This is a genomic window from Roseicyclus amphidinii, assembly GCF_030163755.1.
Classification (GTDB): Bacteria; Pseudomonadota; Alphaproteobacteria; order Rhodobacterales; family Rhodobacteraceae; genus Roseicyclus; species Roseicyclus amphidinii.
Genome location: NZ_JASJOE010000011.1, coordinates 64443 through 80089 on the forward strand (window position 1 = coordinate 64443; position 15647 = coordinate 80089).

15 protein-coding genes are annotated in these 15647 nt (G+C 65.0%); 5 read left to right on the forward strand and 10 right to left on the reverse strand.

Translation table 11 applies throughout. From position 1 onward, the window contains the following. Nucleotides 1–141: 141 nt before the first annotated feature. Complete coding sequence (locus QQK83_RS05880; RefSeq protein ID WP_284262530.1) at nt 142–1011, forward strand: SDR family NAD(P)-dependent oxidoreductase; 870 nt, start codon at nt 142–144, stop codon at nt 1009–1011. Nucleotides 1012–1023: 12 nt separating this feature from the next. After that, on the forward strand, nt 1024–1830 hold the full coding sequence (locus QQK83_RS05885) for an SDR family oxidoreductase (RefSeq protein ID WP_284262531.1): 807 nt from the start codon (nt 1024–1026) through the stop codon (nt 1828–1830). Nucleotides 1831–2157: 327 nt separating this feature from the next. Here the strand turns inward: QQK83_RS05885 and QQK83_RS05890 are convergent, their stop codons facing one another. The 6 genes from QQK83_RS05890 to QQK83_RS05915 are packed head-to-tail and all read right to left on the reverse strand — an operon-like array spanning nt 2158 to nt 7747. Next, on the reverse strand, nt 2158–3804 hold the full coding sequence (locus QQK83_RS05890) for an FGGY-family carbohydrate kinase (RefSeq protein WP_417750338.1): 1647 nt from the start codon (nt 3802–3804) through the stop codon (nt 2158–2160). Further along, nucleotides 3792–4520, reverse strand: coding sequence for an SDR family oxidoreductase (locus QQK83_RS05895; protein WP_284262533.1), 729 nt, complete (start codon nt 4518–4520; stop codon nt 3792–3794). Before QQK83_RS05895 ends, QQK83_RS05890 begins: the two co-directional genes overlap by 13 nt. Next, the gene (locus QQK83_RS05900) at nt 4517–5344 is read right to left on the reverse strand and encodes a sugar phosphate isomerase/epimerase family protein (RefSeq protein WP_284262534.1); all 828 of its coding nucleotides are present in this window, start codon (nt 5342–5344) and stop codon (nt 4517–4519) included. The genes QQK83_RS05895 and QQK83_RS05900 overlap by 4 nt, the downstream gene beginning before the upstream one ends. 32 nt (nt 5345–5376) lie before the next feature. Further along, a complete protein-coding gene (locus QQK83_RS05905; protein ID WP_284262536.1) occupies nt 5377–6147 on the reverse strand; it encodes an SDR family NAD(P)-dependent oxidoreductase in 771 nt (256 codons plus the stop codon). 2 nt (nt 6148–6149) lie between these two features. Beyond that, entirely contained in the window at nt 6150–6707 is a 558-nt protein-coding gene (locus tag QQK83_RS05910) for an SIS domain-containing protein (RefSeq protein WP_284262539.1), read from the reverse strand. Further along, nucleotides 6704–7747 (reverse strand): NAD(P)-dependent alcohol dehydrogenase, encoded by a 1044-nt coding sequence (locus QQK83_RS05915; protein WP_284262542.1) that lies wholly within the window; start codon nt 7745–7747, stop codon nt 6704–6706. Before QQK83_RS05915 ends, QQK83_RS05910 begins: the two co-directional genes overlap by 4 nt. A gap of 151 nt (nt 7748–7898) precedes the next feature. Here QQK83_RS05915 and xylB point away from each other — a divergent pair, with 151 nt between their 5' ends. Then, on the forward strand, nt 7899–9335 hold the full coding sequence (gene xylB, locus QQK83_RS05920) for a xylulokinase (RefSeq protein ID WP_284262544.1): 1437 nt from the start codon (nt 7899–7901) through the stop codon (nt 9333–9335). Here the strand turns inward: xylB and QQK83_RS05925 are convergent. The 4 genes from QQK83_RS05925 to QQK83_RS05940 all read right to left on the reverse strand — a co-directional run bounded on the left by QQK83_RS05925 (nt 9320) and on the right by QQK83_RS05940 (nt 13495). Next, on the reverse strand, nt 9320–10300 hold the full coding sequence (locus QQK83_RS05925) for a sugar-binding transcriptional regulator (RefSeq protein ID WP_284262546.1): 981 nt from the start codon (nt 10298–10300) through the stop codon (nt 9320–9322). The two genes, xylB and QQK83_RS05925, sit on opposite strands and share 16 nt — an antisense overlap. Before the next feature lie 63 nt (nt 10301–10363). After that, complete coding sequence (locus QQK83_RS05930; protein ID WP_284262548.1) at nt 10364–11185, reverse strand: carbohydrate ABC transporter permease; 822 nt, start codon at nt 11183–11185, stop codon at nt 10364–10366. Nucleotides 11186–11189: 4 nt separating this feature from the next. Continuing rightward, the gene (locus QQK83_RS05935) at nt 11190–12056 is read right to left on the reverse strand and encodes a carbohydrate ABC transporter permease (protein WP_284262550.1); all 867 of its coding nucleotides are present in this window, start codon (nt 12054–12056) and stop codon (nt 11190–11192) included. 95 nt (nt 12057–12151) lie between these two features. After that, nucleotides 12152–13495 (reverse strand): ABC transporter substrate-binding protein, encoded by a 1344-nt coding sequence (locus QQK83_RS05940; RefSeq protein ID WP_284262552.1) that lies wholly within the window; start codon nt 13493–13495, stop codon nt 12152–12154. A 152-nt stretch (nt 13496–13647) separates the two neighbouring features. Between QQK83_RS05940 and QQK83_RS05945 the strand changes: the two genes are divergently transcribed. Both QQK83_RS05945 and QQK83_RS05950 read left to right on the forward strand, forming a co-directional pair. Beyond that, complete coding sequence (locus QQK83_RS05945; RefSeq protein WP_284262554.1) at nt 13648–14673, forward strand: ABC transporter ATP-binding protein; 1026 nt, start codon at nt 13648–13650, stop codon at nt 14671–14673. 11 nt (nt 14674–14684) lie between these two features. Beyond that, nucleotides 14685–15404, forward strand: coding sequence for an HAD family hydrolase (locus QQK83_RS05950; RefSeq protein WP_284262556.1), 720 nt, complete (start codon nt 14685–14687; stop codon nt 15402–15404). Nucleotides 15405–15647 lie beyond the last annotated feature (243 nt).

Genomic DNA, 15647 nt, shown 5'->3' on the forward strand with positions numbered 1-15647 from the left:
GGGTCTTGTAGCAGGACGGGGAGGCACCTGTGACAGAAGTTTCGATATTCGGAGGATCAGGCAAGTTTATTGGACGATCACGAAAGAGACCGCGTCCCGCTCGGAGTATCGTTGCCTCATCATCAAGCAAGGACAGGACAGATGGCAAAGGTATTCATCACCGGGATCGCGGGCGGATTTGGCCTGCCCACGGCGCGGGCGCTGATGGCGCAGGGGCACGCGGTGGCGGGCAGCGTCCGCAGCCGCAGCGGGCGCACCGCAGACACCGTGACCGCCTTGCAGGCCGAGGGCGCGCGCATCGTCGAGATGGACGTGACCGACACCGCCAGCACCGAGGCGGGCTTGGCGCAGGCCATCGCCGCGCTGGACGGGCTCGACGTGCTGTTCAACAATGCCGGGATCGGGGCCTATGGCATCCAGGAACTGATGTCGCCCGAGGACATGGCCCGCATCTTCGACGTGAACGTGATGGGCGTGCAGCGGGTGATGCGGGCGGCGCTGCCGCATTTCCGGGCCCAGGGGCGGGGCACGGTCCTGTATACCTCCAGCCTGATCGGGCGCATCGCCACGCCTTTCTATGGCACCTATTCCGCCTCGAAATGGGCACTGGAAGCCATCGTGGAATGCTACCGGACCGAGCTTTCCGGCTTTGGTATCGAATCCTGCATCATCGAACCGGGTGCCATGCCCACCGCCTTCTTCGACGGCATGGTGACGCCGCAAGACCCCGCGCGCGAGGCCGGGTATGGCGATTTCGCCGCCGTGCCCGCGCTGTCTGCCCAAGGTCTTGCTCGGATGCTGGACGCTACGCCCGACCAACGCCCCGAGCGCATCGCTGAGGCCGTCGTCGCCCTGCTGGCGATGCCCTTCGGGGAAAAGTCGTTCCGCACTGTGGTCGATCACACCAGCGTCGGCCCCGAGATCGAGCGCTACAACACCGCGCTGCACGAGGTCACGCGCACCGTCCTGACCAATTTCGGCATCGCCGACATGCTGCGCCTCAACGCCTGAAGGAGCCCTACCATGCCCACCATCCTCATCACCGGCGCGTCCTCCGGCATCGGCAAGGCCACCGCCCTGCGGTTCCAGTCCGAAGGCTGGAATGTAATCGCCACCATGCGTGATCCTTCCGTCTCGGATCTTGGTGGCGACGCCACCTTGGTCACGCGGCTGGACGTCACGGACCCGTCGTCGATCGCTTCGGCCATCCAAGCGGGAACCGACCGCTTCGGCAGTATCGACGTCCTGCTGAACAATGCCGGCTACGGTGCCTATGGCCCGTTGGAGGCGTTTTCCACGGACCGCATCCGCCGCCAGTTCGACACCAACGTGATCGGCCTGCTGGAGGTGACGAAAGCCGTCCTGCCGCAGATGCGCGCGCGTCGCATGGGCACCATCGTCAACATTTCGTCCATCGGCGGGCAGATCACCTTCCCGCTGGGTACGCTTTATCACGGCACCAAGTTCGCCGTCGAAGGCCTGTCCGAGGCGCTGCATTACGAACTGGAGCCACTGGGCATCCGCGTCCGCATCATCGAGCCGGGCATGATCAGGACCGACTTCGGCGGACGCTCCTTCGACTTCGCCATGGGTCACAATCTGTCTGATTACGCCCCAACCGCCGCCGCCATGGGACGGCTGTTCGGCAAGCTGGCCGCCACTCTGTCAACCCCCGAACTGGTAGCCGACGTGATCTGGCGGGCGGTGAAGGAACCCGGCGACCAGCTGCGCTTCCGCGCCGGGCCGGACGCTACCGATCTGCTGGACCGCCGCAAGGCGCAGGACGACGCAATGTTCATCGGCGGGATCAAGGCGCTGATGGCCGAGTGAAGACAGGAACAGCCCGCGCCGCACGTTGTCTGCTTCGGCACTCTGCGCTGCGGCAAAAGACCCTGTGACGAAGGGCAGGTCAGGGCCGGGCACGTCTACGCGCAGTTCGCCAGCGCAAGGGGCGGAGAGCGGACGGTCGACGCGACGACGGAGTCCCCATCCTAGCCATTCGCAACACAGATATTTCTTCAACAACCCAGCCGTAGCTCACCCAACCGCCAGACGAAAATTGTCGATTTCTCGTGTCAGAGCCAGCTCGGATTCGGGCCGTGCCACTTGTCGGAACCCTCTGGACGATTTCGTCTTGGTGGGTGCCGCACGATAGACTCAGACGAGGCCGCCTGATGGGTCGCCGTGAGTGTAACCTGCTGCATCCCGCGCAAGCGCATGCAAGGCATTATGAATGGCATACCGCCGGTCATGCCACCCGGCGCTTTCGAAGTCCGGAATATAGCGATCCCTGCAGCGCGACATTTCTGACATCGCTGCGACCGCATCCGGAAAAAGGCCAGCGGCCATCGCGCCGAGGATTGCGGATCCAAGTAGCACTGGTTCCTCGGTTTCGGGGGCTTCGACCGCAACGCCAGTGGCATCGGCAAGCGCTTGCCGCACCAGGTCGCTGCGCCCAGCACCACCACTTATGATGATGGAGTTTATGGCCGCACCTGAACTGGTCTGGGCCTCAATGATCTGGCGCAGGCCATAGGCCAGCCCCAGAAGCCCCGCGAGATAGAGATCGACCAGACTGTCGATGCTGTCCTCCATGCCCAGACCGGCGATGACCGCCCGCGTCATCGGATCGGCAAAGGGCGCGCGGTTGCCCAGAAACTCAGGCACGACATGCAGCCGGGCCGTACGATGCAGGATCACCGCGGGCGGATCGCCCCCCGCCGTGGCCCGGCGCGCCAGCCAATCGGGCAGCGACAGGCCATCGGCCCGCGCTGCGGCCGCCGCCTCTGCGCTGGCGGGATGGTGGCGCAACAGATGCGCGATGGCCGCCCCCGCAGCCGATTGCCCGCCCTCGTTCAGCCACATGCCCGGCACCATGGCCGAGAAATAGGGGCCCCAGACGCCGGGCACGAAGACCGGATCGCTGGTCGTGGTCATCGTGCAGGAGGATGTCCCGAAGACATAGGCCATCCGCTCTTCGGGCGCGGCCCCCGGCGCGCCCACTGTGCCAAGCCCACCCGCATGCGCATCGATCAGCCCCGCCGCCACGCAAGTGCCGACAGGCAAGCCCATATCCGCCGCGGCCTCTGCGTTCAGGCCCGCACCCAAAGCAGTCCCGGCACCCACGATCTCGGTTCCGATCCGGGCAAAGCCATCCTCGGCCAGATCACCCAAGCCGATATCGCGGAAGAAACCGGCATTCCAGCCGCCGTCCTTCTGCACATAGGTCCATTTGCAGGTAACCGTGCAGATCGACCGTGCAAGAGAGCCGGTCGCTCGCCATGTCAGGAAATCGGTCAGGTCAAAGAATTGCACGGCACGAGCGTAACTTTCGGGGTTGCGTTCCTTGAGCCACAGGAGCTTGGGCGCTTGCATCTCAGGTGAGATGACGCCGCCGACATAGCGCAGCACGTCATGCGCGCACGCATTGATCCGTGCCGCCTGATCGAGCGCGCGGTGATCCATCCAGACGATGATGTCGCGCGCAGGGTCCCCTCCGGGGCTGACCGGCAGGGGCGTGCCCCCCGGCCCCGACACGACCAGCGAACAGGTCGCATCGAACCCGATGCCGGCGACGCTATTCGGGTCTATACCCGCCTCTGCGACCGCGCCTCGGGTTGCCCCACAGACCGCTTTCCAGATCTCGGCCGAGCTTTGCTCGACCCTATGGCCCTCGGCATGATGCAGGCTGATCTCTTGCTTGGCCGTACCCAATAAGTGCCCGGCCAGATCGAAAACCCCCGCCCGCGCGCTGCCCGTGCCGACATCGATCCCGATGACATGGGCGCCACTCACAGGTCGCACCCGTGCGGCAGGATCGTCAGGTCGCGGATCACGACGCCCTCTGGCCGCGTGACCATGAACAAGACCGCATCCGACACCTCGCGCGCCTCCATCAGGCTGCGGTTGGCCAGCGCTTCCTCCATCTTGGCCTTGGGCCAATTGTCGAGCAGCGCGGTGATGACGGGGCCGGGCAGAACCGCCCCCATGCGCACATTGTGCGGGATGAGCTGCCGCCGCGTGGAATGGACGAAAGCCTGAACCGCGAATTTCGACGCAGTATAAATCGGTTCCCACACCACGGGCACCACCCCTGCGATGGAGGAGGTGAAGATCACGTCGCCCGATTTCTGCGCCACCAGATGCGGCAGCACCGCATGGACCGAGCGGAAGGCCGCGTTGATGTTCAGGTTCAGCACCCGATCCCAGTGATCGGGGTCGGCCTCGGTCACTGGGCCGCCGACATAGGCACCCGCATTGGCGTGAAAGATGTCGAGCTGCCCAGTACAGGCCAGAAGCCGCGGCAGCATGGCCGATACCGCCGCCCCGTCCATAAGGTCGAGCATCACGGCATGGGCACCTGCCCCCATCTCAGCCACCAGCGCGCCAAGCCTCTCGCCGTCGCGGTCGATCAAGATGACCTCTGCCCCCTCGGCCAGCATCGCCCGCGCGCAGGCGAGGCCAATGCCCGAAGCCGCCCCCGTGATCGCCGCCGTCCTGCCCTGCAACCGCTCCGTCATGCCGCGCCCCTTTCGATCAGCCCATATTGCCGCGCCTTGTTGCGCAAGAAGGGCAGGCCGCGCCCGATCACCTCCTCCGAGCTCTCCGCAACGGGCCGCCAAACCGACAGACCATGCGCGATTTCCGGTGGCATGTTGACGAAGCTTTCCATCGCCAGTCCGCCCTCGAACCCGATAGCGGCCAGCGCGCTAAATATCGCGTCCCAGTCACAGGTTCCCTCGCCGGGCGTACCGCGGTCGGATTCCGACAGGTGGATGTATCGGAGGTGCTCGCGGGCCGCGAGGATGCCGTTGGCCTGTCCCTTTTCCTCGATGTTCATGTGATAGGTGTCGAGATGCAGGAACAGGTTGTCGGCCCCCACCCTCTCGATCATCGCGACGCCTTGGGCGGCGGTGTTGATCAGATGCGACTCGTAGCGGTTCACCGGTTCGATCCCGAACAACAGGCCATACCCCTTGGCGATCCGCGCCGCCGCTTCGATCACGCGGGCGACATTGTCGAGTTCGCGGTAGCTTGGCGGAAGGCCGCTGCGTTCGCCGATCCCGCCATAGGTCACGCCAGTCAGCGCTGTCGCGCCGAGACCTGCGCATTTCTCGAGCGCCAGCGTCAGGAAATCGATCGCGCCGTCGGGGTTGTGCGAGGCCCAGACCGCCTGAGGCAGCCCCAGCGAACAGACAGCGGGCAGACTTGCCTCATCCAGAAGACGCCGGCCCAGTGCTGCATCGGTCGAGGCCGGATCCAGGAGCGCGATCTCGATGAAATCCATGCCGGTTTCGATCGCCGCCGCGATGGCGCGCGCGGCCCCCGAGGCATCCCAGCGCATGGTCCACATGCTGGTATGAACGCCAAAGCCCTTCATATGCTGGAATATCCCCCCTCGATCATCACGATCTCGCCGTTGACCAGATCCGAGGCGGGCGAGGCGAGATACAGCGCCAGGTCCGCGATCTCGACCGGGTCGCCAAACCGGCCCAAAGGCGTGCGCGCAATGAACGGATCGCGGCGGTCAGGCGCAGACCACAGTTTCTGCCCCATCTCGGTCAGCACCACCGTAGGGCAGATCGCGTTGACCTGCACGTTATGGGGTGCGGCCTCGACCATCAGCGACTTGGTCAGCGCGTTCAACCCACCCTTCGATGTCGCATAAGCCGCGTGATCCTGCAGCGCGATGACGCCCGTCTGGGAAGAGATGTTGATGATCTTGCCCATCCGCCGTTCCATCATGCCCGGCAACAGGGCCTGTGCGAGCAGAAAGGGCGCGGTCAGGTTCACAGCAAGCGTGCGCTGCCAATCGGCAAGGCTGTAGCTTGCGGCAGGCCCGGTCAGCGCGATACCCGCCGAATTCACCAGAATGTCGATCCGGGGGGCGGTGGCAAGCGCGCGGGCGGCGATGGCCCGCACCTCCTCCGCATCGGCCAGATCGCCGAGGATCGCGGTAAAACGCCGACCCTCGGCCGTCACCCGCGCCCCCGTTTCCGCCAGCCGCGCCGCATCGCGCCCTTGCCCCAAAACATCGGCGCCCGCATCCGCGAAAACCTGGGCGATCGTCTGCCCGATGCCGGAGGACGCGCCGGTGATCAGCGCCGTGCGCCCCTCGAGGCTAAAACGCCGGGTCCAGTCGCGCATGTTCACTCCAGATTGGTATGGTTGGCGCGCATCGCCTCGGGCGCGATGCCCAGACGGTCGCGGAGTTCTAGGATAAGGACCTCGAACACGAGGAACATCAGCGCCTCGAACAGCGAGCCCATCGGCAGGATCGAGGTCGCAGCCGCGCCCTGATCCGCGGCCATGGTCTGCGCCGGGATGTGCAGCACCAGATCGGCCGCCTGCGGCACCGCGCCACGGGGTTCCGCCGTCACGCAGATCACCCGCGCACCCGCGCCTTTCGCCACCCCGACCAAGGCCGCGACGGTCGAAAAGTCACCCGGGCCCGCGCTTACCATCAGCAGATCTCCCGGCCCAAGTGGCGGCGTGGTCATGTCGCCCACCACATGCGCATCAAGCCCGAGGTGATAGAGCCGCATCGCCAGCGCCTTCATCATCAACCCCTCGCGCCCCACGCCCATGCAGGCGATCCGCCCGGCCCCCGCCAGCGCCTCGGCCACCGGGCCAAGCTGGTCCAGCGCCTCGGGCGCAAGGCCGGGGCGCAATTCGTCCAGAAGCCGGTCGGCGAAGTCCGCGGTCATGTCCGCCCCATCGTGATCTGGATCTTCACATCGGTCGGCCGCGCCTCGACCGCGCGGTCAAAGGCCGTGATGCTGTCCTCGAACCCAAAACTGTCCGAGATCAGCGGCTTCAGGTCGATCTTGCCCGATCCCATCAAGGCGATCGCCCGGTCATACATGTTGGCATAGCGGAACACGGTTTCCATCCGGATTTCCTTGGACTGGGCCAACACCAAATCGACCGGCACAGGGTCGACCGGCATGCCGACCCAGACCACGCAACCCGCCGGCGCCACGGCCTCCAGCGCCGTCTCGACCGACGCGGCAGCCCCGGCGCATTCAAAGACGACATCGGCGCCCCAACCCCCGGTTTCCGCCCGGATGCTCGCCGCCGCATCCTCGCGCGTCACGTTGATCGGAATGATGTTGCCGTATTGCGCGGCCACGCCCAGCTTCGCATCCACCAGATCGCTGATGTAGACCCGCGCGCAGCCGCCAGCCAAAGCCGCCAGCGCCGTCAGGATGCCGATGGGCCCCGCCCCCGTGACCAGCGCCACGTCGCCCGGCTTGATCCGCGCCCGCGTCGCCGCCTGCAAGCCGATGGCCAGCGGCTCGACCATCGCGCCCTCGGCGAAGCTGACATTGTCGGGCAGGCGATAGGTGAAGGCGGCAGGATGCACCACATGCGGCGTCAGGCAGCCATGGATCGGCGGCGTCGCCCAGAAGCGGACGGCGGGGTCGACATTGTAGACCCCAAGCTTCGATGCCCGCGAACTGCCATCGGGAATGCCGGGTTCCATGCATACGCGGTCGCCGACCGACAGGCCCGTGACCCCCGGCCCGCATTCGACCACCACGCCGGATGCCTCGTGCCCCAGCACCATCGGCGCCTCGACCACGAAGGGGCCGATCTTGCCATGGGTGTAGTAATGCACGTCGCTGCCGCAGATGCCGACCGTATCGATGGCGATGCGCACCTCGCCCGGGCCTGGCACCTGCGGCAGGTCGATCTCGCGCAGCGACAATCGGCGGGTTTCTTCCAGAACGAGGGCGCGTGCCATGCGAGGGTCAGCCTTGCCTGTTGTCTCCGACGCCGGGCCTTGCGACGATGGTATCGCGGTTGAGCCCGCCCACGGAATGATCCATAAGTATAGTCACGATTACAAATGTAACGCGCAGGGTCAAGCGCGGCGACGGCAGGGAGTAGCGGTGATGTTCCTCGGGATCGATCTTGGCACCTCGGGGGCCAAACTTCTGGTGACGGACGCGGGCCAATCCGTGGTGGCCGAGGCGCATGCCCCCGTCGCCAGCCTCAAACTGCCAGCACCTCTGTCGGAACAGGACCCGGCCGACTGGATCACCACCATCGAACAGGCGCTGGGACAGATCGCGGCGGCCCATCCGGGGCTCATGGCGCAGGTGCGCGGCATCGGTCTGTCCGGGCACATGCATGGCGCGGTGCTGCTGGACAAGTCCGACCGCGTGCTGCGCCCCTGCATCATGTGGAACGACGGGCGCGCGGCGCAGGAATGCGCCGACCTGACCGCGCTTGCCGATTTCGAGGGGATCGGCGGCAATCTCGTGATGGCGGGCTTCACCGCGCCGAAACTCCTGTGGGTGCAGCGCCATCAACCGGATATCTTCGACAGGATTTTCCGCGTGCTGCTGCCGAAGGATTACGTCCGGCTCTGGCTCACCGGCGACCATGTGGCAGAGATGTCGGATGCCGCGGGAACCCTGTGGCTCGACGTGGCCGGGCGCAAATGGTCCCCAGACCTGCTGGATGCGACCGGGCTGACCGAGGCGCAGATGCCCGCGCTGGTCGAGGGCACCGGCGTCAGCGGCACGCTGCGCCCTGCGCTTTGCGAGAAATGGGGCTTTGCCCCCGGCACCCTCGTAGCGGGCGGCGCGGGCGACAACGCTGCGGCGGCCTGCGGCATGGGCATCGTCGAGGACGGGGCCTTTGTCTCGCTCGGCACCTCGGGCGTGGTCTTTGCGCCGACCAAGACCTTTCGACCCAACACGAAACAGGGCGTCCATTCCTTCTGCCACGCGGTCCCCGGTACCTGGCACCAGATGGGCGTGATCCTGGCCGCGGCCAGTTGCCTCGATTGGCAAGCCCGGATCATGGGGCGCGACGTGGGGGCGATGCTGTCGCTCCTTTCCGACCGGATCGAAACCCCGTCGCCCATACGCTTCCTGCCCTATCTCACGGGCGTGCGCACCCCGCACAACGACCCCACTGCACAGGCCTCGTTCCACGGGCTGACGGCGCAGACCGACCCCGCCGACATGGTGCAGGCGGTGCTCGAGGGCGTGGGCTATGCGCTCAAGGACTGCGTCGATGCGCTGGCCGCCGCAGGCACCACGATCGATCAGGCCTATGCCGTCGGCGGCGGATCACGGTCGCGGGCGTGGCTCCAGATCATCGCGGATATCTGCGATGTCACCCTGCTGACCCCCGAACGGGGCGAATACGGCGCGGCCTTCGGCGCGGCGCGGCTGGCACAGGCGGCGGTGGCGGGCGGCTATGACGCGGCCCTGTTCGCCAAACCCGCCGTCGCGCAGGTCATCCGCCCCGATGCCACGCGCAGCGCCACCTACGCGACAGCGCATGCCGAATGGCGCGGGCTTTACGCGGCGTCCTGAGCGCAGGCCGCCAGCACCCCCTCGGCCGTCGCCTCGTCCGTCACCAGCGTGTTGACGAAACCCGCCCGCAAAGCGGCGCAGATCACCGACACCTTGTAGAGACCACCCGCCGCCAGGATTACGTCGGGAATGGCCCTCAAGTCATCCAGTGTGAGACCCACAAGCCGCCGGTTGATGTCGTGATCGAGTAGCCGTCCCTCGGCGTCGAGAATGTGCCCGATGATGTCGCCCACCCCGCCAAGCCGCACCAGATCGGCCAACTCCACGTCGCGGGGCAGCGCATCGCGCACCAGAAGCGAGCTTTGCAGATCGCCCGCCGCCAGCGCCACCGCATCGCAGCCGCGCAGCTTTTCCAGCCCCTCGACGATCACATCCTGTTCCATGAACATCCGGCGGCTTTCGGCGCTCCCCGCATAGACCGGCGCGACGAAGAAACTGTGCTGGGCGTTGCACAGATCGGCCAGCCGCGTCGTGATCTCGTAGCCGTTCACGTCCGACCCGCGCATGATCCCGCCCATCACCGACACGATTTCCAAGTCAGGCCGATTGATCGGCTGCATGTGCCGCGTGGCGAGGTTCAGCGTATTGCCCCATGACATCCCGAAGCGCCGGACGGCAGGGTCCTGCAGCAACGCTCCCAGATGCCCGCCCAGCCCCGCGCTGACCAGCGGCGTGACCGAGGAGGGTTTCTCGGGACTTGGCACAACGACCGCGCGCTTGAGCCCGAACCGTTCGGCCAGCCGCCACTCTAGTTCAGCACTCGCCGCATAGATGCTGTCGATCGAGACCCGCAGAATGCCGCGCTGGCGCAGGTCGCTCAGGCCCTTGTTCACGCGCAGCCGCGTCAGGCCGAACCGCTCGGCAGCCTCGGCCTGCGTCAGCCCCTCGATCTCGCAGGCATAGGCGATGCGCACCAGAAGCTGCTCATCGACGTCAAGCTGTTCGGTCTTGATGCTGCGCGACATGGGTCTCCTGCCGGTTGTTTACGCAGTCATGTCGAACACGGCGTGCCATGGCAACCGTGACGGCTACTTGACCGCGCCCATCGTCAGACCACGCACCAGTTGCTTCGACGCGATCAACGCGAAGATCAGGACCGGAATGACGATCAGGGTCGAGGTGGCCATGATCTTGCCATAGGGCAGGTCATAGCCCTCCATGAAGGACACGGCCATGGCGGGGGCCGTCCGCGCCTCGGTCCGGGTCAGGATCAGGCCGAACATCAATTCGTTCCACGAGAAGATGAAGGAAAAGATCGCCGACACCGCAACCCCCGGCATGGCCAGCGGCAGGCAGATCCGCGTCATGATGGTGAATTGCGACGCGCCCTCCATCCGGGCGGCCTCGTCCAGTTCATAGGGAATGCCGCGGATCTGGTCGGTGACGATCCAGATCACGATGGGCAGGTTGAAGGTCAGGTAAATCAGCACCAGCGTGATGTGCCGGTCCAAGAGGTCGAAACTCCGCGCGATCAGGAAGAAGGGCAGCGCCAGAACGATGGGCGAGATCATGCGGTTGGTGATGAACCAGAACCACAGGTCCTTTTTCCCGCGAAACTCGAAGCGGGCCAGTGCAAAGGCGGCAGGCACGCCCAGCACCAGCGCCAGCGCCGTGGTCGAGACCGCGATGATCAGCGAATTGACCAGCGTGCGGAGCACCCCGTCCTCGAACAAAGCCTCGCGGTAATTGGCGAGCGTCGGCTCGAAGATCCAGACCGGCGGGCTCTGCAGCGCCACCACCTGCGTCTTCAGCGAGGTCGTGACCATCCAGTAGAAGGGAAAGACGCAGATCAGGATGATCGCCGCCAGAAGCAGAAGCTGGATCGCGTAGGACCGCTGGATGCGCGTCATCGCCTCAGACCTCCTTGTAGAAGACGCGGATGTAGATCCGCGCGAGCACGATGGTGATGATCAGCAAGATGATCGCTTGCGCCGAAGCCAACCCCTGATCGAAGGCGCGGAAACCGACGCGCTGGATCATCAGCGAGATGAATTCGGTCGACGCCCCCGGCCCGCCGCGCGTGAGGGTAAAGACCATGTCGAACAGTTTCAGCGTATCGGCCGTGCGCAGGATCAGCACCGCGACCAGTCCGGGCACAAGGAACGGCAGCTGGACATACCGCAGGATCATCCACCAGCTTTTGGTTTCCAGCCGCGCGGCCTCTTCGACCTCGCCTGGCACCATTGTCAGCCCCGCCAGCAGCACCAGCGCGACAAAGGGTGTCCATTGCCAGACATCCCAGAACACGATCATGATAAAGGCGTTGGTCGGGTCACCGATCCAGTTGATGTCGGCGCCCCCCAAAAGCTGGTTCATCACGCCGAAATTCTGGTTGAACATCACCTGCCCGAGCAGCCCCACCACGGCATAGGTCGTGGCCATCGGAAGCACGAGGCTGAGGCGGCAGAGCGTCTTGACCAGCGTCAGCCCCGGCTGGTGCAAGACCAGCGCGATGCCCAGACCCAGCGCCAGTTGCAGCGGCAGCGAGGTTCCGAGCAGAAAGAATGTCCGCCCCATCGCCTGCCAGAACGCGCCATCGGTCAGAACGGTCTGGTAGTTTTCCAGACCCACGAAGCGCAACTGCCGCAGCCGCGTGAGGTTGAAGAAATGCAGCGAGGTCCAGGCCGCATAAAGCAGCGGCGCGATCCCGATCAGCGCCAGCGCGATGACAGATGGCCCGATGAAGGCGAAGATCGTCTTTCGCGAAGTTCTGCCGCGCATGCCTGCCCCCTTTGCCACGTTGGAAACGGGGCGACGCAAACGCCGCCCCAGCCCGTCTTACCGGTACACAAGTAACTCGTTACCCGCAGACCCCGTCACTGCGCGAGAGGCTTGTCACCGCTGTAGTAACCGGCGGATTCAAGGATTTCCTCCATCCGTGTGCCGATCTCGGTCGCGCCTTCCTCGACGCTGACCTCGCCCAGCATCATGCGGGTGCCCCATTCCTGCACGACTTCCGAGATTTCCGGCCATTCGGCAAAGCGCGGGCGGAATTCCGGCACGCCTTCCTGCCAGCTTTCGACCAGAGCGGGGATGAAGGTGTAGGTCTCGGCCAGTGCCGGGTCGGAATAGGCCGACTGACGGGCAGGCACACCGCCCCGCTCGAGGTATTCGACCGCATTGGCCGCCGAGGTCGCCCATTGGATGAAGAGCCATGCCGCCGCCTGTTCGGCCTCATCGGCCTGCGATGCGACCGCCAGCGAGAAACCGCCCAGCGCCGGGCGGCGCCCTGCTGGGCCTGCCGGTTCGGGCGCGATGGCCACGCAATCGGCCACGCGCGAGGTTTCGGGATCGACGACCGACGAATAGAAGGCCGACCATTCCGTGATCATCGCCACCTCGCCCTGCGCAAAGGCGTTGACGGTTTCGGCATGGTCCCATGCCACGATGCCGTCGGGCATGTACTGCATCAACTCCTGCCGGAAGTTTAGACCGGCCTGGCTTTCCGCACTCAGCAGGTTCGAGCGGAATTCCTCGTTCAGGAAGGACCCGCCGAAGGGCCAGAGCATGCGCGCGAAGCTGTCGGCCGATTGCGTCTCGTTCCGCTTGGACTGCAGGGCGAATGCATACTGGCCATCCCCGGTCAGCGCAGGGCCATAGACATCCATCAGTTCCTGCCAGGTTTCCGGCGGACGGTCGAAGCCTGCCTCTTCCAGCATGCAGCGGTTGTAGAACATCAGGCCCGAATAATTGTCGAAGGGCAGGCCGTAGATCACGTCGTTCCAGCCGCCGAAGGCGTTCAGCACCAGCGGAAAGAAGTCGTCCATGTTCAGCGCCGGATCGACCAGTTCCGGGAAGCGCGCCATGATGTCGTCGACCGGAACGATCCACTCGTTCTCGGCGAAATTGCCGATCCAGACGAGGTCGATCAGCGCGATATCCAGATCGCCGCCCGCGACGAAATCGCGGACCTGTTCACCCAGCGCGTTCTCGTAGGGGTGGGTGATGATGTTGATGTTGATGCCGGTTTCCTCGGTGAAAGCAGGCAGCATTTCCTGGATCGCCTCGTAGCCGGGGCGCAACAGAAACACGACATCAACGGTCGTGCCTGCATAGGGTGCGGCCGCTTCGGCCAAGCTCCAGTCGCCGGACTGGGCGTTGGCGGCGGTTGCGGTCGCAGCCACAAGCGCCGTAGTGCAGAGCATGGATTTCAGGTTCATTGGTATCCTCCCTAGTCGTGACAGCGTTTAAATCATTTGTCTCGACTATAATACAAATGTATGAAATGACCTCAAAGTCAACAGAAGTCTTGCGGCCGATACAAATGCCGGGCACCCGGCAGCGTGCCGCAAGACCGGGGGAGGAGACCAGAGTGGCAACCGTCAACCTGAGTGGGATCAACAAGTTTTACGGCGCGACGCAGGCGCTTTTTGACGTGTCCCTCGATATCGAGGATGGTGCTTTCGTAGTCTTCGTTGGGCCCTCGGGCTGCGGGAAATCTACGCTCCTGCGCTCCATTGCGGGACTGGAAGGGATCGACTCAGGCGCCGTGCGCATTGGCGCGGATGACGTCACCGATGCCGACCCGGCCGATCGCGGCGTGGCGATGGTGTTTCAGTCCTACGCGCTTTTCCCGCACATGACGGTGCGCCAGAACATGGAATTCGGGATGAAGGTCAACAAGGTTAATCCCAGTGAACGCGCCCGCCGAATCGCCGAGGCCGCGCGCATCCTGCAGCTGACCGACTACCTCGACCGCAAGCCCGCACAACTCTCGGGCGGACAGCGCCAGCGCGTGGCAATCGGGCGCGCCATCGTGAAAAGCCCCAAAGTCTTTCTCTTCGACGAACCGCTCTCAAACCTCGACGCCAAGCTGCGCGTCCAGATGCGCGTGGAGCTCGAGGCGCTGCACAAGCAGCTGAACGCCACGATGATCTACGTAACCCACGACCAGGTCGAGGCGATGACCATGGCCGACAAGATCGTGGTCCTGAACGGGGGCCGCGTCGAACAGGTGGGCGCGCCTATGGACCTGTATCACCGCCCCGCCAGCCGCTTCGTCGCCGAATTCATCGGCTCGCCCGCGATGAATGTCTTCGCACCGTCGCAGGTACCGGGGCTGCGCGGGCTGACGCTCGATGCCGCGACGCAGTTCATCGGCTGCCGCCCCGAACACTTCGCGATTCGCCCCGAAGATTCCGGTCATTTCGACGGCAGAATCCTCGTGCGCGAACAGCTGGGTGGCGAGACATTGCTTTACGCCCGGGTTGCCGATGGCCTCACCGTCGTCGTGCGTACCGACGGTGACAATGCCACCGAACCCGGCACCACCATCGGCCTCGAGATCCCGTCGCACCGGCTGCACCGGTTCGACGCCGATGGCCGGGCAATCCCCTGACGGCGCCGCGCATGTCGTCGCCCCTGCACAGCACCGCCCACAGGGCCGATGCCCGAACGCTCGTCATCTTCGATTTCGACGGCGTCCTGGTCGACAGCGAGGTCATTTCGCTCACCACGCTACGCGAAAGCCTTGCCGATTTCGGCGCCCCCATGACCGAGGCGCAGGTGCGCGAGACCTTCCTTGGCGGCTCGATCCGGCAGATCAACGCCTTCCTGAAAACAGTCGCCACTCCTGCCTATCGGCCCGAAGACTTCGAGGCGCGCTGGTACGCCACCCTTTTCGCCCGCTTCCGCGCCGAATTGCAGGTCATGCCGGGGGTTACCGCCCTGCTCGATCATCTCGACGCGCAGGGCCATGGCTATTGCATCGCGTCCGGCGGCTCGATGGAGCGCCTTGGCGTCGCGCTTTCCGTGACGGGGCTTGCGTCGCGGTTCGGCGATCGGGTGTATAGCGTCGATCTGGTGGCCCGCGGAAAACCCGCCCCCGACATTTTCCTTCATGCAGCAAACGAGATGGAGGTGCAGCCGGATCGTTGCATTGTCATTGAGGACTCGCCTGCCGGCGTTCAGGCCGCGCGTGCCGCCGGCATGCGCGCCCTAGGCTTCACCGGTGGCTCACACCTGTCCGAGCGCAAGGCAGAACACGGAGCTCTTCTGAAGTCGCTGCAGGCCGAGGATATTTTCGAAGATCTCAGCCACGTACGCGATTGGATTTTGCGTAGCACTTAAGTTGTCCGTGTCCCGATCTCTGTAGCGGGACAGGATCATTTCCTCGGCACGAACTCATGTGACGAACGGTAACTTATCCGGATCGATCACGACATGTGAGCCAAGACCAAACGTCCGCTATGGTGAAGGTTTTCTGATGCGGGTCGCGGCGTAACGGTGGCGTTGATGTGCGACCACGACCCGCGTTGGAAAACCTCCCAAGGAGGAAGCCGCGGGGGTGTTGGACAATCCTATGGGGAAAGT

What these genes read in the sequence shown, in the direction of transcription:
- QQK83_RS05880 (WP_284262530.1), top strand. Translation starts at nt 142, where the DNA reads ATGGCAAAGGTATTCATCACCGGGATCGCGGGCGGATTTGGCCTGCCC.
- QQK83_RS05885 (WP_284262531.1), top strand. Translation starts at nt 1,024, where the DNA reads ATGCCCACCATCCTCATCACCGGCGCGTCCTCCGGCATCGGCAAGGCC.
- QQK83_RS05895 (WP_284262533.1), bottom strand. Translation starts at nt 4,520, where the DNA reads ATGACGGAGCGGTTGCAGGGCAGGACGGCGGCGATCACGGGGGCGGCT.
- QQK83_RS05900 (WP_284262534.1), bottom strand. Translation starts at nt 5,344, where the DNA reads ATGCGCTGGGATGCCTCGGGGGCCGCGCGCGCCATCGCGGCGGCGATC.
- QQK83_RS05905 (WP_284262536.1), bottom strand. Translation starts at nt 6,147, where the DNA reads ATGCGCGACTGGACCCGGCGTTTTAGCCTCGAGGGGCGCACGGCGCTG.
- QQK83_RS05910 (WP_284262539.1), bottom strand. Translation starts at nt 6,707, where the DNA reads ATGACCGCGGACTTCGCCGACCGGCTTCTGGACGAATTGCGCCCCGGC.
- QQK83_RS05915 (WP_284262542.1), bottom strand. Translation starts at nt 7,747, where the DNA reads ATGGCACGCGCCCTCGTTCTGGAAGAAACCCGCCGATTGTCGCTGCGC.
- xylB (WP_284262544.1), top strand. Translation starts at nt 7,899, where the DNA reads ATGTTCCTCGGGATCGATCTTGGCACCTCGGGGGCCAAACTTCTGGTG.
- QQK83_RS05925 (WP_284262546.1), bottom strand. Translation starts at nt 10,300, where the DNA reads ATGTCGCGCAGCATCAAGACCGAACAGCTTGACGTCGATGAGCAGCTT.
- QQK83_RS05930 (WP_284262548.1), bottom strand. Translation starts at nt 11,185, where the DNA reads ATGACGCGCATCCAGCGGTCCTACGCGATCCAGCTTCTGCTTCTGGCG.
- QQK83_RS05935 (WP_284262550.1), bottom strand. Translation starts at nt 12,056, where the DNA reads ATGCGCGGCAGAACTTCGCGAAAGACGATCTTCGCCTTCATCGGGCCA.
- QQK83_RS05940 (WP_284262552.1), bottom strand. Translation starts at nt 13,495, where the DNA reads ATGAACCTGAAATCCATGCTCTGCACTACGGCGCTTGTGGCTGCGACC.
- QQK83_RS05950 (WP_284262556.1), top strand. Translation starts at nt 14,685, where the DNA reads ATGTCGTCGCCCCTGCACAGCACCGCCCACAGGGCCGATGCCCGAACG.